This window comes from Vibrio sp. 2130-1, assembly GCF_033339515.1.
In genome coordinates, this window is record NZ_JAWOUT010000013.1 from 68,260 (window position 1) to 88,060 (window position 19,801).

At 42.3% G+C, this 19,801-nt stretch carries 18 protein-coding genes and 1 tRNA gene; 11 read left to right on the forward strand and 8 right to left on the reverse strand.

The annotated features are described in order from the left end of the window. Window positions 1–152 precede the first annotated feature (152 nt). On the forward strand, window positions 153–587 hold the full coding sequence (locus R7Q09_RS18300) for a globin (RefSeq protein ID WP_115386585.1): 435 nt from the start codon (window positions 153–155) through the stop codon (window positions 585–587). Window positions 588–628: 41 nt separating this feature from the next. On the opposite strand, the gene R7Q09_RS18305 is transcribed toward R7Q09_RS18300, so the two are convergent. Continuing rightward, complete coding sequence (locus R7Q09_RS18305) at window positions 629–1,411, reverse strand: slipin family protein (RefSeq protein WP_005373196.1); 783 nt, start codon at window positions 1,409–1,411, stop codon at window positions 629–631. Between the two features lie 10 nt (window positions 1,412–1,421). Continuing rightward, a complete protein-coding gene (locus tag R7Q09_RS18310; protein ID WP_318071077.1) occupies window positions 1,422–2,798 on the reverse strand; it encodes a nodulation protein NfeD in 1,377 nt (458 codons plus the stop codon). Between the two features lie 498 nt (window positions 2,799–3,296). Here R7Q09_RS18310 and R7Q09_RS18315 point away from each other — a divergent pair, with 498 nt between their 5' ends. The 3 genes from R7Q09_RS18315 (at window position 3,297) to R7Q09_RS18325 (ending at window position 7,182) form a co-directional block, all read left to right on the forward strand. Next, window positions 3,297–4,265, forward strand: a complete 969-nt coding sequence (locus R7Q09_RS18315; protein ID WP_017820324.1) for a cytochrome-c peroxidase — start codon at window positions 3,297–3,299, stop codon at window positions 4,263–4,265. Then, on the forward strand, window positions 4,258–6,615 hold the full coding sequence (locus R7Q09_RS18320; RefSeq protein WP_318071079.1) for an ATP-binding protein: 2,358 nt from the start codon (window positions 4,258–4,260) through the stop codon (window positions 6,613–6,615). Before R7Q09_RS18315 ends, R7Q09_RS18320 begins: the two co-directional genes overlap by 8 nt. A 99-nt stretch (window positions 6,616–6,714) precedes the next feature. Beyond that, entirely contained in the window at window positions 6,715–7,182 is a 468-nt protein-coding gene (locus tag R7Q09_RS18325; RefSeq protein WP_213893474.1) for an OsmC family protein, read from the forward strand. A 75-nt stretch (window positions 7,183–7,257) separates the two neighbouring features. On the opposite strand, the gene gdhA is transcribed toward R7Q09_RS18325, so the two are convergent. Next, the gene (gene gdhA / locus R7Q09_RS18330; protein ID WP_318071080.1) at window positions 7,258–8,610 is read right to left on the reverse strand and encodes an NADP-specific glutamate dehydrogenase; all 1,353 of its coding nucleotides are present in this window, start codon (window positions 8,608–8,610) and stop codon (window positions 7,258–7,260) included. A 305-nt stretch (window positions 8,611–8,915) separates the two neighbouring features. Here gdhA and R7Q09_RS18335 point away from each other — a divergent pair, with 305 nt between their 5' ends. Together R7Q09_RS18335 and R7Q09_RS18340 are read left to right on the forward strand one after the other, a co-directional pair. Continuing rightward, the gene (locus tag R7Q09_RS18335) at window positions 8,916–9,926 is read left to right on the forward strand and encodes a DUF2804 domain-containing protein (RefSeq protein ID WP_206225659.1); all 1,011 of its coding nucleotides are present in this window, start codon (window positions 8,916–8,918) and stop codon (window positions 9,924–9,926) included. A gap of 7 nt (window positions 9,927–9,933) precedes the next feature. Beyond that, entirely contained in the window at window positions 9,934–10,791 is an 858-nt protein-coding gene (locus R7Q09_RS18340) for a sterol desaturase family protein (RefSeq protein ID WP_005373167.1), read from the forward strand. A gap of 16 nt (window positions 10,792–10,807) precedes the next feature. Here the strand turns inward: R7Q09_RS18340 and R7Q09_RS18345 are convergent. Beyond that, window positions 10,808–10,882 (reverse strand) — tRNA-Gly (locus R7Q09_RS18345). A gap of 371 nt (window positions 10,883–11,253) precedes the next feature. Here R7Q09_RS18345 and R7Q09_RS18350 point away from each other — a divergent pair. The 3 genes from R7Q09_RS18350 to R7Q09_RS18360 all read left to right on the forward strand — a co-directional run bounded on the left by R7Q09_RS18350 (window position 11,254) and on the right by R7Q09_RS18360 (window position 13,028). Further along, window positions 11,254–11,772 carry a DUF4136 domain-containing protein gene (locus R7Q09_RS18350; protein WP_318071081.1) on the forward strand — a complete coding sequence of 173 codons (519 nt, stop codon included), beginning with the start codon at window positions 11,254–11,256 and terminating at the stop codon, window positions 11,770–11,772. Window positions 11,773–11,859: 87 nt separating this feature from the next. Continuing rightward, entirely contained in the window at window positions 11,860–12,297 is a 438-nt protein-coding gene (locus R7Q09_RS18355; protein WP_225473018.1) for a hypothetical protein, read from the forward strand. 50 nt (window positions 12,298–12,347) lie between these two features. Beyond that, on the forward strand, window positions 12,348–13,028 hold the full coding sequence (locus R7Q09_RS18360) for a DedA family protein (protein WP_033906460.1): 681 nt from the start codon (window positions 12,348–12,350) through the stop codon (window positions 13,026–13,028). A 124-nt stretch (window positions 13,029–13,152) separates the two neighbouring features. Here the strand turns inward: R7Q09_RS18360 and R7Q09_RS18365 are convergent, their stop codons facing one another. From R7Q09_RS18365 to R7Q09_RS18375, 3 genes are all read right to left on the reverse strand, one after another. Continuing rightward, window positions 13,153–13,476, reverse strand: a complete 324-nt coding sequence (locus tag R7Q09_RS18365) for a hypothetical protein (RefSeq protein ID WP_042522561.1) — start codon at window positions 13,474–13,476, stop codon at window positions 13,153–13,155. Between the two features lie 86 nt (window positions 13,477–13,562). Beyond that, window positions 13,563–14,021 carry a hypothetical protein gene (locus R7Q09_RS18370; RefSeq protein WP_017633653.1) on the reverse strand — a complete coding sequence of 153 codons (459 nt, stop codon included), beginning with the start codon at window positions 14,019–14,021 and terminating at the stop codon, window positions 13,563–13,565. 328 nt (window positions 14,022–14,349) lie between these two features. Continuing rightward, on the reverse strand, window positions 14,350–14,991 hold the full coding sequence (locus R7Q09_RS18375) for a murein L,D-transpeptidase catalytic domain family protein (protein WP_167416091.1): 642 nt from the start codon (window positions 14,989–14,991) through the stop codon (window positions 14,350–14,352). Between the two features lie 822 nt (window positions 14,992–15,813). Between R7Q09_RS18375 and R7Q09_RS18380 the strand changes: the two genes are divergently transcribed. Continuing rightward, a complete protein-coding gene (locus R7Q09_RS18380; protein WP_025767876.1) occupies window positions 15,814–16,389 on the forward strand; it encodes an imm11 family protein in 576 nt (191 codons plus the stop codon). A 139-nt stretch (window positions 16,390–16,528) separates the two neighbouring features. Here the strand turns inward: R7Q09_RS18380 and R7Q09_RS18385 are convergent, their stop codons facing one another. Continuing rightward, entirely contained in the window at window positions 16,529–18,889 is a 2,361-nt protein-coding gene (locus R7Q09_RS18385) for an EAL domain-containing protein (RefSeq protein ID WP_167416090.1), read from the reverse strand. A 472-nt stretch (window positions 18,890–19,361) separates the two neighbouring features. Here R7Q09_RS18385 and rbsD point away from each other — a divergent pair, with 472 nt between their 5' ends. After that, on the forward strand, window positions 19,362–19,781 hold the full coding sequence (rbsD, locus tag R7Q09_RS18390) for a D-ribose pyranase (protein WP_005382620.1): 420 nt from the start codon (window positions 19,362–19,364) through the stop codon (window positions 19,779–19,781). Window positions 19,782–19,801: the final 20 nt, after the last annotated feature.

Below are 19,801 nucleotides of genomic sequence, written 5' to 3' on the forward strand. Positions count from 1 at the left end.
TTTTCATTGATAAGAGGGTGTTTATTTAAATCACTTTTTACTTTTTGTTGAAAATCGATGTGAGTTGATCGATTTGAAACTTAAAAGTCCTTATTTGGAAGCTTTTATTTGATATTAAATTAAACTCATATTGAGGCGTAGGGGAAAGCAGCATGAACGTGATTGAAGTTTTTAATGATAGCTATGAACGTTGTACTTCAGATCAGGAGTTTTTCGACTTGTTCTACAAAAATTTATGGTCGAAAAGCGCCAACTTTAGACAGAAGTTTGACGGTATAGACATGCACCAACAAGTGAGAATGCTTAGAGGGTCTATCGTATTTTTTATGATGGCAGATACCTCGACCGAAGCGCACAAAATGGTGGAAAAGTATGGGAAAAAGCATGCAAGTGCCGAAATTGGTATAGAGCCGCAGGATTTTGATGTTTGGCTTGAGAGTTTGTTAGAAACGGTTCGACAGTGTGATTCCGGGTACGATACCGATGTTGAAACCGCTTGGCGAACATGCTTTAAAACGGGCTTAGAAGTAATGAAACAAGAATGTGATAAAGAAGATGGGCACTTCCTTAAAGCGAGTACCAAATAAGGAAGTAACGTGAGTGGTCGTTACTTCCTAGGGTCAGAACCTTACTTATCTTGTGTCTCTTTATTCTTTTTCACCGCTTCGGCGATATCACTGACAGCTTCGACAAGATTGATCGGCATTGGAAAAATAATAGTGGATGTTTTGTCTGTAGTGATTTCAGTGAGTGTCTGCATGTAACGTAATTGCAGTGCATTCGGTGCTTCGTTGAGCATTTGCGCTGCTTCTTTTAATTTATTTGAAGCCTCTAACTCGCCAGTAGCGTGAATGATCTTCGCCCTACGGTTACGTTCTGCTTCTGCCTGACGGGCTAGGGCTCTGACCATGCTGTCATTTAAATCAACATGTTTGACTTCAACCGTAGCAATCTTGATTCCCCAGTCATCAGTCTGTTGATCGAGAATGGATTGTAAATCCTTATTGAGGCGTTCTCGCTCTGATAGCAATTCATCGAGTTCATGCTGACCCAATACCGAGCGCAGCGTGGTTTGTGCTAGCTGGCTGGTAGCATCGCTGTAGCTTTCAATATTGTTAATCGCCATTTGAGGATCGACTACGCGAAAATAAACGACCGCGTTGACGCGCACAGAAACGTTATCTTTGGTAATTAAATCTTGTGTCGGCACATCCAAAACGACAGTACGTAAATCAACCCTCACCATTTGCTGAATAAATGGGATAAGGATGATCAAACCAGGTCCTTTGACTTCTTGAAATCGACCAAGAAAGAACACAACCCCACGTTCGTATTCTCTCAAAACCTTGAACATTTGGGTCGCTAGTGCGAACAGCAGCACCACGATCACCGCAACGGTATAGAGCATCATAAAGCGCCTCCTATTTATTTTGGCGGTCATCAGGCATCACCGTTAAGGTCAGCCCTTTAACATTAACAATGGTGACGTGATCACCTTGTTTGAATTGTTGATGGTCTTTGGCTTTAGCTCGCCATAACGCACCGTTGAGTTGAACGCGTCCTTCGCCATCGATAAAGTCATCGCTTACCACAGCGACCTTCCCAGGGTAAGTCTCTAAACCCGTCGTTACACGCCGGCGACGAATTTTGAGCAGCAGGCCGACGGTCAGCACGATTAGAGCCACGGAAAATATGGCAATACCAAAAATCAAAGGAAGGGCGATCTGGAATCCTGGTAACTCACTGTCCATGAGAAATATCGAACCGAGTACAAAGGCGACAACGCCGCCTAAGCCCAAAATACCAAAGCTCGGGCTGAATGCTTCCGCTATCATTAGTGCAATACCGAGTAACAGCAGACCAAGACCTGCGTAGTTGACGGGCATCATTTGTAGTGCGTACATGGCAAGAAGCAGACAAATCCCACCTAGCACACCGGGTAAGCCAATTCCTGGGTTGTAAAATTCAAGAAGTAAACCGTAGATGCCGATGAGCATTAGAATGTAGGCAACGTTTGGATTGGTTATAACGGCTAACATTTCTGCTCGCCAATCTGGCGTTCTTTCAACCCATGTTGGATTTTCAAGTGACAATGTCACAGTGCGATTGTTTACTTTAACTGTTTGCCCATCTATGGCTTTGACTAAGTCCTCTGGCGAATTGGCTATGTAATCGATCACGTTTAATTCTAATGCTTCTGTTGCATCCAAGCTCGCCGCTTCGCTTACTGCTTTCTCTGCCCATTCTGCATTTCGTCCATGAAGTTTTGCTAAGCCTTTAATGTAGGCTTTGGCGTCGTTAATTACCTTTTTCTCCATTGCGGTTTTAGCGGGAACTTTCTCTGAGCTTTCGTTGGTTCCTTCTGGCGTTTCTTCCGCGTTTTGATCTTTGCCATCATCCGATGAAGGAGGTTGAGGCGCACCACCTAACGCGACGGGCGTTGCAGCTCCGAGGTTTGTCGCTTCAGCCATGGCGGCTACGTGACTAGCGAGCAAGATGTATGTTCCTGCACTGGCAGCTCTAGAACCAGATGGGCCGACCCAAGTTGCAATGGGAGTCGAGGAGGTTGTTATCGCGTGAATAATATCTCGCATTGCGCTATCTAAGCCGCCTGGTGTGTTCATCTCTAAGATCACTAAACTGACACCGTTTAGTTGAGCTTCTTCTATTTCACGAGATAAATAGTCGCTAGTAGCAGGCCCTATAGCGCCTTTGACAGGAACAATCCAAACACTATTCGCCAGTGCTTGACTGGCCATCAAGAGTAAAGGTAAGAACCATATCCATAGTCGTTTCATGCAGTCCTCCTTGTGTGGTCACAGGGACTTTTTGAAATCCTAATTCAAGTATATCCAAATAACTTAGAGATGCTTGAGTATAGGTTCTAATGAATAAGTTCCCGAGGCTAATTAGGAGACTACTTTTTTATATATAAACGCTGTGTGAGATAGTAAACTAAAGCAAATTATTGGTAATTGTGATGTTTATGTTTATTGTTCAGCGTTTGATTAAGTTGGCCGTTATCTGTGCCGTTTTCTTTACTATTTTCGATCTGATCTCCTATGGAGAGGTGACTTGGTTTCAACGGTTTTTGGCTTTTCTACACTAAACTCAGATTTCAATACGTTAGCTACTCATAAGGCGATCGATTTCTTCCTATTCGCCTTATTACTCCCTCTTCAACCAAAGCCTTAAACAAAGCAATACTTAACTCGTTTTTTCAACTTCCTGTCGGTGGAAAAAACGCCAAAATGCAACTAAATTCATATCAATGACAAGTTTAAGGTATGTAGTTGATGAGGCAATTCAGCGCAATCGCACTAGCTGTTGTAACACTCATTTTGAGCCAAACAACAACCGCAAGAAACGCGAAGATGTTAGGTGATATCTCCCTAGTTCAGCCCATACAGGGTGATCCTAATGTGGATATTAAGCTAGCGAGAATTGGCTGGCATCTCTTCCGCGATCCTCAATTATCGTCAAATGGTAATGTCAGCTGCGCGACATGCCACAATCTGCAAACCAATGGCGCTGAAAATACACCAGTCTCTACGGGGGTGAAAGGTGATGGAATTAGAAATTCTATAACAGTGTTTAATGCAGCGTTAAATTATCGTTTTTTATGGGATGGTACGGAAAACACCTTGATGGCTCAGATTGATGGTCCAATCCATAATCCAATGGAAATGGACTCAAACTGGCAAACAATAGAGCAATATGTAAAAGAGAGTGAACATTATCAAGCGCTATTTAATCGTGACGGTGAATTGCCGATTAACGTTCATAATATCAAGTCCGCTATTGTGGAGTTTGTTGAAGGGCTGCAGACGCCTGGCGCACCATTCGATGCTTACTTATTGGGTTACACGCATGTATTGAGTGAACAGCAAATCAGAGGTTGGAAAACATTTCAGACTTCAGGTTGTGTGCAGTGTCATCAGGGCAAAAATATCGGCGGAGCGATGATCCAAAGGTTCGCCTATTTCAAGGATAAGCCAGTAGTAGAGGACTCGGGCAGGCAACTCGTTACGATAGAAGATGAAGAGCGATTCTATTTTAGAGTAGCCAGTTTACGCAATGTCGCGCTAACGAGTCCTTATTTTCATAATGGGCAAGTCGATAAGTTATCCGACGCGATACAAATCATGGCTAAAACCCAGCTCGGTATAACGATGAACGATGAGAATGTCGCGGACATTGAAGCATTCTTGCAGTCGTTGACAGCACCTAGACCCATAATTTTAGAGGTGTTGGAAAATGAATAAATTCAAACTGATCAACTTTTGCTTTTTTATTGGGATACTGACGTGCTGCACACTGGCGTATATGTCGTATATGAATTCAAAAAACGCTCAAGAATTTCATGCAGGGCTAATGAATATCGGACATGAGTTGATTGAAGAGCGTGATGTTATCGTGAACCGATATGCCGTTGAAGATAGGAAAAACTATGAGTTAACAACATCTTTAGTAGAGATAGAAATCGCAGCACAGGCACTGTTGGAATCATCAAAGGCATCAGTTTGGTTTCCCGTGACACCCAATCGTATAAAAGTTAGGGATACGCTTGAACAGTTTAAGGAGCGAGTGCTTCAAACAACGTTGAAGCTTGATATGTTAATTGGTGTTCAGGTAGAAAATCGGTATGCATTACTCATGTTGTTCAATTTATATCAGCAAGATGTTTCTACCGAGCGCGGCCAATCATTGGGTGGCAGTCGTTATTTTGAATTTCTCAACCAGTTGCTTCTAACACAAACTGAAGTTGAGAGTGAAAAGGAAGCGAACTTCCTTAAACGGCTTCAAACGAGTGATAAAAGAATTGAATTGCTGACGAATGAACTGCTTGATCACACTTATATTGAGTTTGTCGAAAGCTCAGAGCATCGGTTACTCAATATTGCTCAAAGTGAGGCGCGTTTTACGTGGTTGTTTGTATTTATCGCGGTGATGTTTCTAGTTAGCGCGTTTGTTTATCAGTCACATCACCGAATGCATAACTTAAAACAGTTGAATCTTGAAATTGAAGAGGCGAGAAACAAAGCCGAGCGAGCGGCAAAAGCGAAATCAAATTTTCTCGCTGCAATGAGTCACGAACTAAGGACGCCGATGAATGGTGTACTAGGGCTTTCTCAAATGATTGCAGAAGAGACCAAAGAGCCGACGACGAAAGAGCATATTAGGGTTATTCTTGATTCTGGCCAGCATCTGATGACTATCCTCAACGATATTTTGGATTTTTCTAAAGTTGAAGAAAACAAACTGGAATTTGAGCAAGCTAAGTTTAAGCTCGATCAAGTGCTTTCTCCGGTGTGTAGCGCAATAAAACCACTTGTTGATGAAAAAAATATCGAGTTAATCTTGGAAAACGAGGTTTCTGAATATACTGAATTTACTGGAGATTGTGCGCGTTTACGACAGATCTTGTTTAATCTCGCCGGTAACGCGGTGAAGTTTACCAATGAAGGGCATGTGCTGGTTAGAACTGAGTTAGATGAATCGAATCAGTTGTTGGTCATGCGCGTGAGCGACACCGGTATTGGTATTGCGCCAGACAAGCACGAGCATATTTTTAACTCGTTTGAGCAAGCAGACTCATCAACGACTCGAAGGTTCGGCGGAACAGGGCTTGGGTTAGCCATCGTCAAAAAACTAACCGATTTGATGGGTGGCCATATTACTCTGAAGAGTATAGAAGGCGTTGGAAGTCAATTTATCGTTGAGTTGCCGATTCCTTGGGTAGAATCTGCTCCGAAAAAGCAGCAAGAAGCACCGAAACCTCGCGCAAAATCACACCATTTAAAGATACTACTTGCTGATGATAACCGTGTGAATGCCATTGTGGCAAAGGGGTTTTGCGAAAAGCTTGGGCATGAAGTGGATGTTGCAGAAAATGGATTAATCGCGGTTAAAAAGGCGAAAGAGAACGAGTACGACCTGATCTTGATGGACAACCATATGCCCGAGATGAATGGCGTTGAGGCGACACGCGTTATCCGACAAGAGTTAGGTATCAAGACATTACTCTTTGCGTACACGGCAGACGTATTTCGTGAAGCCCATGATAGCTTTATTGAAGCAGGAGCAGACCATGTGCTTACAAAACCGCTACAGCATGAGAGCTTTTCAGACGCTCTCAAACAGTTTGCCGCCAGACTCGAACCGAAACAGAATCCGCCACTAACGAGTGACAGCAATGTGCTTCAGTTGCAACGTAAGCCAATCGAGAACTTAAGGTTAACAGAGGAAGAACTCTCCCGCTCAGGCATGTTTGCTTCTTTACGAGATGAGCCAGAAGCGCTCGACGAGCTGCTAAAAAGCATTATTGTCGATTTTGAGACATCTGTTGATGAGCTTATTGAATACTTTATGGCTGAAGACTTTGCTTCATTAGAGCTGACGTTGCACAAAACGAAAGGGATGGCACTGAACCCAAGTTTACCTATTTTGGCGAGCCAAACGGAGGCCCTGGAAACTCAACTTAAAGCCAACCAAAGTCCCGAGATTGAGCAGTTGCAGATGCTGATCAATCGGTTACAGGTCAACATCCATCAGTCTCATAGACTTTTGGATGATATCCAGAGGAACAATGCCGATCCTCAACAGATTTTATAGTCCCTGTGAGTGCGATGCTTTCCTTAACTCATTTTGTTGTGGTTTACTGTGGCAAGGACGGATAGTGTTGATTCGTCGTCGGAAAATCAGGGAGTTAGAATGAGTAAGCATTCCGCTTTAATCAAATGGCATCGTAAAGCTGGCGAAGAGTTTAGTGATAATAAGTATAGTAGGGCGCACATTTGGCAATTTGATGGAGGGTTGCAAGTCCCAGCATCTCCATCTCCCCACGTAGTACCATTACCACTATCCGTAGAAGAAAACGTTGATCCAGAAGAAGCGTTTGTCGCGGCACTTTCTAGTTGTCATATGCTCGTTTTCCTGTCTATTGCAGCAAAGCGACGTTATGTTGTGGACAGTTACTTAGATGAAGCGGTGGGGGAGCTTGAAAAAGGCGAAAACGGAAAAGAGTGGGTATCAAAGGTGACGTTAAACCCTAAGATAACATTTTCAGGTGAAAACCAACCGACACTATCTCAATTAGAGAAACTGCACCACATGGCCCATGAGAATTGCTTTATCGCCAACTCCGTTAAAACAGAAGTGACAACGCTTATTGCGAATTAAGTGAAGCTCTTTATCAAAAGCGCGGCCTATTACAGAGTTATATTAAGCCAGCAGTCATCCTGCTGGCTCGTTCATCTAGACGACACCTTGCTCAATCATTGCATCAGCGACTTTTCTAAAGCCTGCAATGTTGGCGCCTAAAACTAAATTTCCAGGTTGGCCAAACTCTTTACTGGTTTCGTTTGCATTGATGAAAATATTTTTCATGATGGTTTGCAACTGACTATCCACTTGTTCAAACGTCCAGTTTTGCATGCTGGCGTTTTGCGCCATTTCAAGTTGACTGGTTGCAACACCGCCTGCATTGGCTGCTTTGGCAGGCCCATAAGCTATGTCTGAGTCCACGATAATATTGGCAGCATCACGGGTGGTTGGCATGTTCGCCCCTTCACTAATCAAAATACATCCGTTTTCGATAAGAGCCAGTGCGTCGTCTGACGTTAATTCATTTTGAGTCGCACAAGGGAAGGCAGCATCAGCCTGATATCGCCAAACAGCATGTCCTTCATTAGGATAGTTGCTCTCTGGTGTGTATTCTGCTTCAGGGTAAGTTTCTAAATATTCTTCTAAGCTTGCTCTTTTCACTTCTTTCAGTTGTTTGAGGAGCTTAAGATCAATACCGTGCTCATGATAAATCGTACCTCGAGAGTCGCTGCATGTAACCGGCGTTGCTCCCATATGGTACAGTTTTTCAATGGCGTAGATAGCCACGTTGCCAGCACCAGAAACGAGGCAAATTTTCCCTTTCAATGAATCGCTGCGGTCGTTGAGCATGCATTCTGCAAAATAGACGGCGCCATATCCTGTCGCTTCTTTTCTGGCGAGTGAGCCACCCCAAAGAAGACTCTTGCCTGTGAGCACACCTTCGTAGCGTCCCGTCAATCGTTTGTATTGACCAAACATATAGCCAATTTCGCGCGCCCCGACGCCGATATCGCCTGCGGGTACATCGGTGGCAGGACCGATATGACGGTACAACTCGTTCATAAATGATTGGCAAAATCGCATGATCTCGCCGTCGGATTTTCCTTTAGGATCGAAGTTTGAACCGCCTTTGCCGCCACCGATAGGAAGGCCAGTCAGTGCGTTTTTAAAGATTTGCTCAAAGCCGAGAAATTTTATGATGCTCGCATTGACTGAGTGATGGAATCTCAATCCTCCTTTGTACGGCCCCAAAGCAGAGTTGAATTCAACTCGATAACCTTTGCTTACTTGTACATTTCCAGCATCATCAACCCAAGGAACTCGAAACATGATTTGACGTTCTGGCTCGACGATCCTCTGGATAATCGCTTGTTCCTTATATTTATTATTGCCTTCTATTACCGGCGCGAGAGAAGTTAATACTTCTTCTACCGCTTGGTAAAATTCTTTTTGCGCAGGGCTACTGTGTTGCAACGCAACAATAGTATCGTGTATGTATGACATAGATTTCTTCCTTGATGTGAATAAGCAATCAGTTTATATGAATGTATTTCCATTAAATAGTGATTTTGACCAAGATTCAATGGTTGTAGTGGTCTTTCCTGCGGATGAGAATGTGCAGCTTCTAACCCAGGCTGTGTTGGTTGAGATAGGTAGGGCGAGCTAAGTAAGCGGGTGGTTGAGTGATCAGTTTCACATATAACAAGCAGAAATCACTTTAGTCGATGTTGTTGTGCAGTTACGCAAATTGTTTATGTTAACGTCATGTTAAAGTTTTTGTGTGTGATAACTTGTGAAAAGACAACTATATGGATGAGCTTAAGGTTCTGAACTCGTTTATTCAGCAGAATGGCCTACCAGCGTTTGGCCACCTTGATGGAATTCCAACATCGTTACAGCTAGATAAATTTACCTACCTCGATGAGATGGATAAGCCGGTGTCTAAGTGGCGCCGTTACCGCGATTATAAGCAGTTTCAGTTCGTCAATTTGGTCACACCTAATTACGTCATTGGAGTAGCGATTGCTGATATACGGTATTTAGCATCCGGCTTTTGCTACCTGTTTGATATTAAAAAGAATAAGTTGATTGAGCAACAATGGTTGAAACCTTTTAATATAGGTTATCAAACTCAGCCTTCCAGTTGGTGCAGTCTTGCCCATCTTGCTAACAAAAGAGTTCAGTTTTCTATTAAGGATGGTATTTGGCACGTCCACTTTGTGACAGAGTCAGTCAATGCGGATCTCTATTTACGTCCAGAAAATATGAGTTTGCCATTAATGTTGTGTACGCCAACAGGTTATGCGGGTTGGACATATACTCAGAAGCACAATGCGTTAGCAGTAGACGGTAACTTGTTCATATTAGGAAAAGAGCAAGATCTTTCAGAGGTGGCTGCTGGTTACGATTTTTCCGCTGGGTACATGCGGCGAGAAACAAGTTGGCGCTGGGCGAGTATCAATTGCTTTGAGGATGACAGGCGTCTGGGGTTGAACTTGGCAGCTGGCGTTAATGAAACTGGCTATTGCGAAAATGTATTGTGGATTAATGGTCAGCGTCACTTTTTGCAACCTGTGCAGTTTCAGTTTTCACGAAGTGATGAAGGGCAAAAGTGGCATATTACGTCGGAAGATAAACGAGTTAACTTACAGTTCACGCCTTTGAATCGACGCTCAGAGAAGAAAAATTTTTGGCTTCTCAAAAGTAACTTTCGTCAGTACATCGGTTATTTCTCTGGCTATCTTATCGATGGAAATGGCATCAAACATCAGTTAGAAGAAGTTATGGGTCTTACTGAAGATCACTATGCAAAATGGTAGAAACACAATGGATTGGACGCAATTGATGGACCGCCCAGAATTACTTCTGATGATTCTGGCTCCAGTTTTCTTTTTCTGCATGCTTGCCGAATATTGGTTCGGACAAAGAAGGGGACGCTTGCCTGAAAGCGCGACGTATTACTTCCCTGAAGTAGCGTGTAATTTTGTTCTTGCGGGCTTACACCAAGCGACAGACATACTCACGGGTTTGCTGATTGCTCAGTTGTATTTGTGGTGGTTTGATTGGCGTTTGTTTGATATCGAAATGAGCGTCTCAGCTTTTCTTTTACTTGTTGTCCTGCAAGATTTTTTCTATTACTGGTTTCATCGGGCTAGCCATCGTATTCGTTGGATGTGGGCCGCGCACGTTGTTCATCACAGTTCGGAAAGAATGAACTTCAGTACCGCATTTCGTCAAAGTTTAATGTATCCGCTAGCGGGGATGTGGATTTTTTGGTTGCCCTTGGTGATTATTGGTTTTGAGCCAAAATGGGTTGTCTTCGTTGTGTTGTTTAATCTGGGCTTACAGTTTTTTGTTCACACCCAATCAATTCGTTCGCTCGGGCCACTAGAGTGGGTATTTAACACGCCGTCTCATCATCGCGTTCATCATGGTGTGAACCGTCAGTACATCGACAAAAATTATGCGGGTGTATTAATTATTTGGGATCGAATGTTCGGAACGTTTGAACCAGAGGTGGAAACGGTTCGGTATGGGGTTTCTAAACCTGTAAACAGCTTTAATCCCATCCGCGTGACGTTTGCAGAATGGAAAGACATGTTTTATGACGTAACTCGACCAAACTTATCATGGAAACAACGCTGCCGCCGTTTGTTCGCTCCGCCATCGGATTTTTATGAGTAAATTGAGATAAAGAGATTGGAGCGGGCAGCGGGAATCGAACCCGCATCATCAGCTTGGAAGGCTGAGGTAATAGCCATTATACGATGCCCGCGCATCGATAGGACTCGGTTAATATGCCACACTGGACGAAAAAGAAAAGTCTTTTCTCATCAAATGTTTGTCAGTTGCCTAAAAAAGTAGCGGGCTGATGTTAAAGTGTTCATTGTCTCTGGTTTTTTGTGGCACTCGCGATTTCGTTACTAAGCCTAGAGGCTTCCAATTAGGTCGTAAAAACCGAATTCTTAGGTGTTTAGATGTTGATGATATTCAAGATTTTCTGTGCAAAGGTTAATCTCGTTTATTGAACAGTCACGTTTCATGGTCAAGACTAGATATTGAAATGATTACTTTTTACTGTTTATGCGTATGTATAACACAGGGTAATTCTGCTGAAACAGTCAGCTTAACCAAAGGAGATTTAACATGATGAGAGGTTTGATATTAGGGCTGGTGGTGATGCTGGTATCTGCTTGTACTACCGTTACAACCGATGTAGATAAACAAGCCGACTTTTCAGCTTACAGAACGTTTGACTTCGGTGCTCAGGCGGAAGCTCCTACCAGTATTGATGTTCGACGTATTGAGCAAGGGCTTGCTGAACAGCTTGAGGGTAAGGGTTTAAACAAGGTAAATAGCGGCGGTGACCTTTACGTACATCATGATATCGTAGAAGAATCCGAGCTTGTTTCTTCAGGATCGTCGGTGAGCTTTGGTTATGGCTGGAATAGCTTTGGTGTGATCACTTCAAGCCCGGAAAGATATAAAGAACGTAAGTATGGGAAGTTGGTAGTTGAACTGGTTGATGCAAAGGCTAATCAAGTCGTTTGGAAAGGCGTTTCAAGTCGTAAACTGTCTGAGTCAATGAGCTCTGAGAAAAGAGAATCTCTCATCCAAGAAGAAATCGCGAAGATGTTTGAAAGCTACCCTTACGGTGAAAAATAATTAGTATTCTTAACGATTAAGAATACTAATTGCCAATAGCTACGCACAGGGTTAAAAGAACTTATTATTTTGGTTTTGGTTACCTTTGTGCGTACGACTCTGATTGCTTTACTCGGACTACTTTTCTGCTTGCTGGCTCCGAGCATGAGCCTGGCGCACTCACACCCAAATTTTCTTTCCGTTCATAACCAGAATATCGCTGTTGACGCTAAGTCGAAGCACTTTTCAGAACATCCTATCTCTCCAATACAACAAGACTATCCGAGTTTAAACAGCCGGAATGTAGTGAGGGTTAGCCATGCTAAGGAAATGAGCTCGAACGACGATGTAGAACCCGAATGGTTTGAAATGCTTGATGTAGCATGGTGGGCGCATCGTTCGGCAATTTACTCGATGAAGTGGCTAAAACGCATCGGCAATGAGGCTTTAGATTGTTGTATTGAATGTATTTTTACTCACTCTAAATACAGAATCGGCGTGAGAAAAGAATCGAATTTCATATACCGCTTTATACATGCTCGCTAACACATTCCATGTTTTTGCAACTTTTGGTTAATTATGCTTAGGAGCGGTTTATGTTTGATTCGATCATTCAGGTCTTGAGTGCTTTTTGGCATCAAGATTTCACGGCGTTAATGGCGCCAGGCAGTGCAGGTTTGGTTTATTTTGTTGTTGCTGTGATTATCTTTTTGGAAAGTGGTTTTATTCCTGCTGCACCTTTCCCATGCGACAGTGTCGTCGTACTATCCGGTACGCTGGCGGCGGTTAGCGTCCTTGACCCAATTATGATCATGTTGGTGATAGCTGTTAGTGCGGGGTTGGGAAGTTGGGCGGCTTATTTACAAGGCAAGTGGCTAAATCGCTTACCTAAGGTCCAAGGCTGGGTGAGTGCGGTTCCTCAAAAGCGTTTGGAACAAGTCGACGTATTACTCAGTAAACATGGATTGGTTGCGCTTTTGTGCGCGCGGTTTATTCCGGTTGTTCGTTCCCTATTGCCATTAATGATGGGGTTGCGAGTGAAACGTATTAGTAAATTCCATTACTTTGCGTGGCTGAGTGCGATTTTATGGACGCTGATATTATGCGGTTTTGGTTCATTACTTCCTTTGCTACCGGAAAATATGAGCAAAGCAATCACAATGCTATTAATGGCGGCACCAATAATTACTCTTGTGATTGGAGTGCTTAGTTTCTTGTTTGTTAAAGCACGTCGAGCGTTCTGTAAACCCAAGGATGTGTCTGAGTTTTCTCAGTAAGTTTACTTGATTTGCACTTTTAAGCTTGTATGCAGATTAGACATCTAATCGACAGGTTTTTATCAGTAAAAAGAAAGGCGCATACATTGCGCCTTTCTTTTTGAGTGTCGTTAGGGTTTCGAATTTAATAGCCAATGCTATATAAGTATTCGCCAACTTCTTTGCACTGAGACTTGTAGATGTTCTCTACTTCAGACTCATTCTTATCTGCTGCTTTAAATTCAAGTTCGGCAGACGATAGCTGGTCAAAGCTGTAGTCTCTCTCAGACATTAAGTAGTGTCTGAACATCGCTCTGTGTTCCGGAACTGCAATACGTGCGTTAGAAACGTTGGCACACTCTAACAGAGTGTCGTTACTCATTTCTTCTGGCTTAGTTTCTGTGTTTGCAAAGGTTGAGCCCGCTGAAAATAGTAATGCTAGTGCGATTGTTGTAGCGATTCTTGTCATTATATGGACCTCAAATTGGTTCTAGTAACAATGAGCATATTGGCTCTTATCGTTACATTTTCGTGTTCTCTGTATGTCATAAAAAGTTAAACAACAGAGAAGGCGTTGCGACCATGAGTAAAGACGTACATTAAGTTCGCTTCCTTTCTTCCTGAGAGGCGATAAAGAGAGCGTTGACTCATGAGTCCGCCATAACTGTCTAGAGGTAAGCGAGATGCTTGTTTTGCCAACTCCAGTAGTGGTGGAGAAGAGAAAGCAATAAGTAAAAAATAATCAGGAGTAAAATCTGATGATAAAACGCCATCAGTAGCTGATGTTCGGCGACAGGAGACAAGCCCGAACAACTCGCGCTTTATATGTAGGTAGTAACTTTCTGAACCCCAAGAGCTCAGAGAAGCTGAGGCATGAAAATCAGTGTGTGCTAGCTCAAAATCGTCTTGTTGAGAGAGTTTAAGTAGGCGCTCGGAAGTGTAATGTTTGGTGTGGTGCCACTCATGCGCATATGAAGCTGTGATGAGCCCTGAGAGCAGGGACAAAGAAAGCATCAATAATATATGGTGTAGATAACGCAAGAAGTAACCCTAAACATATAAAGCCACAGTTACCCACCATGATTAAGGAATCTTAGTGGAACTATGATAACGACGAAAGCCAGTGTCTGATGAACTCAGCGTATACTAACGAGATGGAAGGGGGATGAACAGAGTTTTCTGATCGCACTTAGGTATATCAGCGAATAACACAATAGTTTTCGCTTTCGAGTAAGCGAAAATGGAAAGAGAGTCGTTGCACAAGGACGATTAAGCTAACAGGATTATTACTGGGGAAGAAATAGAATCTTCTTTTTTCTTCCCCATATGTGTCGCATCGGTATTACGCGCTTGCGTAAATAACGCTGCCGCCTTTTATAGTGTCAATGATCTCGCGAGACAACTTCTTTGGTAAAGCAGGGCAACCCCAACTGCGTCCGAGGTATCCATTCTTCTTGATAAAGGAAGGGTTTGCGTAATCGGCACCGTGCACGACAATGTAACGCTCGCGAGCTTTGTCGTTTAATCCAGAGCTTAGCCCATCTAATCGAAGTGAATAGCCATTTGAGCCGTAGTAAGTGGTATCAGTCAAAAAAGTGCCCAATGATGTTTTTCGCGAGTTCACGACATTTGAAAACTGTGTCGCTGTTTTCTTTCCGCTGTTCACGCCGTGAGAAACATACGTATTGTAGATTAGCTTCTTTTTATCTAAATCAACCACATAAAAACGCTTTTCAGTTGATGGTTTACTATAGTCGATGATCGTTAGTACCGACTTCTTTCTATCGGGTGTCTTCTGATAAGCGATGTAAGCGTCACTGAACAACTTAAAGTCTACTATGCCATCTAGCTTGGCTTGTTTAAACACATGTTCAACTTGCTTTGGTCGTAAATGATCCCTGAGTTCGTTATCTGATTGTTTTGCAAAAGCAAAAGGTGAGACAGACAACAGCGCACATGTAAATAATAAAATTAACTTTTTCATCTTGGCTAAATAAAACTCTATGGTGTTACAAATTTACCGATTGCTTCATGCATTCGTTAAAACAACATGCACATCAATATAATTCTATTCCCAATGTTTCTTATTGCACGCTTAGGTGCTTGATATTGGGTTGACGATAAGTTTTCGAGTTAAAAACTAACTAATTGAAACTTATATAAAATATGAAGTTTAACGATGGTTTCTATAAACTTCGGCGTAAATAATATCTGATATATGTAATTAATAAAACTGTGTTTAAGGATATTTGTGAAGTTGCTAATTTATAAAAACGGCGTTTTATTTTTCGTACTTTAGAAACTCTTTTTATTTCAATGTGTTTTCTTTTTCTACGCTTTATCCAATACCTCAAAAGTTTGTGATTTAACTCGTAACAAATCGTAACGCCGAATCGTTATGTGTATAAGTGCATTTATAATGTATGAATAAACAACAGGGTGGTAAGAAAAGGCAGTAAAACAGCGGTGAATCGGTTGTTTTTAATTCACGATTGACAAAGCCAAGTCTAAGTCGTACAAAAATTGAACTTGTGAATGTATCGTTTAAGTGAGAGTGATGAGCTCGACAAAAGTGAAGTGATGCGTGCTATTGTTTATTCTCTAATTTATTCGATTACATAAGGAAGGGTACATAGTAAAAATTTAAAAAATAATTCTATCGTGTGGATTAAAATATATAAATAATAAAACTTAGAAATTAAAAGATAAGAACGCCAGATCTGAATTCATTAAATTTTTGAACATGAAAGTAAACTCTATTTATTATGTTTGGTTTGAAAGCGCTCAAATTGATTTAAGGACGGTTATGACAGCATTTAATAAAGTGTTTATTGTCACTCCCAATGTTAATGATTTTGCAATGTTGCGAGAGTCGCCATTGGAAATGTCTCTTCAAGTAACGGCAAGCAAACCTATCCAACTCTATGGAGAGTCTGTTAAAGCCAGTTGGAAAAGTATTGATATTGAATGGTTAGACGTTAAGGGTGAAAAGCCATTACCCAGGCCTGATATTGCAGCATGGGGATCTTTTACTCTTGCTGTATCCGCTTCTATTGCGGATAAGCTCGATGTGTTGAGCGAGAATGTCGAATTTTTACCATTAAATCTACAAGGAAAGCCTTGGCGAGCATTAAACATTGTCACTCAAATTGATGCCATTGATACCTCTGCTACCGAGTATAATCTTCGTCATGGTAAGCTAAGTCGTGCTAGACCGTTTAAGAAACTCGTTTTGAATAGGGAAGCCGTTAATGAATCTGACTTGTTCAGAGTAAAAGGTGCTGGGCTCAGAACGTTTTGCACGGACAAAAAAGGTGGCTTGTACGATAGCGTCAAAGCGCTGAATTTGACCGGTTTGGATTTCAAGGAAGTGCTGGTTTAAAAACGAATAAATAGTGATTTACTCGACTAAAGTCATAGATATAGGTATGGGGGAACAAAAGCTGAGCATCTATCAATGAAGCTCATATATAACTAAATACAGCCGCCACAGTTGTGACAGCTGTACGTCTCCCCTTAACTTATGTTCTTGAAACCCTAATTGAGCTGGCCATGGACGCATCAAATCGACTGTCGTCATTTGCCGATTGCCACCACAAGCTCAATTGTTCTTTAGTCATTGGTTTGCCAAATAAATAGCCTTGCATATAGTCGCAGCGGTATGCCGATAGCCATTCATGCATCATATTGTGTTCAATACCTTCTGCTGTAACCGTTTTATTCTGGGCATGGCATAGCTCAATAATAGGTTTGATCACATGGCCGTTGTTGGTCTTCATCAATGTAACGAGGAACTCTCGATCAAATTTGATTTTTTGAACCGGATACTGAACGAGCTGAGTTAACGATGTGTAACCAGAACCAAAGTCATCAATTGCAAGACGGTAGCCACGTTTTGATAGCTCATCAAGTAGAGCCGTTCCTTGTTGTTCTGCGGCAAAGGTTTCGGTTATTTCTATCTCAATACATTCTGGTTTAACACTGTGCAGTGTCGCTTGTTCATGGATGTAGTTTGCCATTTCTATCGAGTTTAGCTCTGCTGATGAAAGATTGACCGAAAGAACAATATCCTTACCGAAAATATTCCTTAATTGATGGTATTCCGCCGTTGCATTGGCGAAAACCCAGCGGTCAATTTTATCAAATAATCCGGCTTGCTCTGCAATTGGAATAAACTCCTTTGGAGGGATAGGGCCGATACCTTCGGCTTCCCAGCGCAACAAGACTTCTAACCCCTCAATTTCGTTGCTTCGATTGTTCATATAGGGTTGAAAAACAAGGTGAAATTCTTCCTCTACATTGCTTTTTCGGAGCGCACGTTCAAGTTGACTTCGTCTTTGAGACTCAATATTGAGAGCGGCTGAATAATAGGCGTATTGATTTTTCCCTGCCCGTTTTGCTTGATACATAGCCGCATCGGCACTGGAGAGTAACTTCGCGATGTCAGTACCGTCTTGAGGATATTGTGCAATACCTACGCTTGCCGTAACGGGAAATGAATTACTCCAAGATGAACTGAGATTACTAATCGGTTTTAGCAGCTCTGATGCAAGCAAATCAGGCAAGCGTTTTACCTCTTGATTTGAGCTCAGCAAAATTGCAAATTCGTCACCAGATAACCTGGCGGCAAAGCAGGGGCTGTTGTAATCGTGCGAGAACTTTTGACAGGCATTCTTGATGTGTGATGAGAACACTTTTAATAAGTTATCTCCCAATTCATGCCCGTATTTATCATTCACGTATTTAAAGTTATCAAGATCGACGTAAACAACCCACAGAAACTGCGAAGGGGAGATAAGTTCACGAGTGGCAAGCTCATGAAAACGATGGCGATTGGCGAGTTGCGTCAGGTGATCCGTTTCAGCTAGGCGTTTTGTCTTTTTATAGATGACATTAAGTTCCTCATACATATCAAAAAAGCGTGCAGAGAGGCGTCCTATTTCATCGTTTGTTTCTAGCTTTTCAATATTGTCACGTTGATTAGATTCAAGTTCGTTCAGCTGCTTATCAAGGCGAGAAACAGGGCGCAACACATAGCGGTACAACACCAAAATGATTAATGTGATGGTGAAAAACGCCGCTACGCCAAAGGAGAAAGCAAGTTCTAGCCACACTTTATCGACTTTGTTCCACATTAAATATTCGGCAGGAGAAAGCACGGCATAAAAGTGCGGCAGCAGCTCAATGGTTTGAGCGAGAGGAATATCAAGATAAATGGGTTTGTCGGCGAAAGTAATCACGCTGTGTGTGTCAAACTCGATTTCATGCTTAATCTCGTTAAAGGCTTCAAGTGATACGGAAACTACCACAAAAAACACATTTTTCGAGTCAAAGCTCAAAGGGTGAGTCCCCGTTCTTTTGTCGACGACCTCATATTGAAGAAGAATGCTTTGTCCACTGGAGTTATAAATAAAGCCAGTGTGACTGAAAGCCTCTCTCTCATTGAAACTTCGTGATATGTACTCTAACACCTTTGGGTCGACCACGCCCGATGATTCGTAATATTTGTTTTCTGTGTAGTAGAGAAGGTTTTGTTTGCCGTCGAGGATCGCCATGCTCGCATCGCCTTTGTAACCATGGCTCAATACTTCAGCGGTCTCGTCTAATCGGTTAAACAAGACTCGTTCACGATAGGGGTTGTTATGATTTACCAAATAGTCTTGTAATACATCACTTTTACTGAGCGTATAGGCATAGCTATTAAGAAAAATATTCGCTTGTCGAAACTGCCCGGCGAGCTTTTCCATCTGCAACTGAATATAGCTGTCTTCCCGCTTGATGAGCGTCACTTTTTGAATGCTATAAATAATATAGCTAGATACTAACGCGCTTAATAAGATCACTGGCGCGACAAGCAAAATGACTCTATTGCTTAACTTCATTATGGTTCTTAGTTTCCGTTTGTGTCCCTACAAACGTCGCGTACCAGGTAAGGTACTGAACGGATGATGTGTTTTGGCAAATTGTAACCAGATTGTAAGGTGAGCGTTCTCCAAAATCAGGCAGCTATCTAAGAATTGTGATGACGTGAAAGGTTTCGAGCTTATTAACTAGAGGTTTTCTCAGTAGTTGGACGTCTCTTTTCTTCCCTCCCTGTATAAAACCTAACTGTAATGACAGGGAAATACTGTCATCGAAACGTTTCGATGATAAAGTGTGACTCAAGTGCACTTTTCCTATTCAATGACAATTGAATTACAGATCATTCTCACACCTTATCGATCTCACACTGGTCAAATTGCGATGACGAATTATTATTTCATCGAAACGTTTCGATGAGTTTTCTGTTAATAACAAAACACTTTAAAACAGGCGCTCATGGTTGTATGAACGTGTAACCGAAAGGTCGATGAGATGAAAAAAAGTACCCTAATTAACTCAGATATTTCTTACTTGGTGGCGACGCTAGGCCACACCGACGAGATCACTATATGTGATGCTGGTCTACCAATCCCAGAGCATGTTCAGCGAATCGATTTGGCGCTAACGCATGGGGTACCAAGTTTTCTTGATACTGTTCGCGTAATTCTATCTGAGTCCCAAATCGAAGGGGTCATCATTGCGGAAGAGTTCTCTGATGCAAGCCCAGTTTTGCATGAAGCGTTGCTCAACGAACTGAGCAAAGAGAGTGAAGAAACGGGCAAATCTATTGAGGTGAGCTACGTGTCACATGAAGCGTTTAAAGCACGCACGGCCCAAAGTCGCGCTATCGTAAGAACGGGCGAATGCTCGCCATATGCGAACGTTATTTTCCAAGCGGGCGTGGTTTTTTAAGCCAGAGATATTGAGGACAG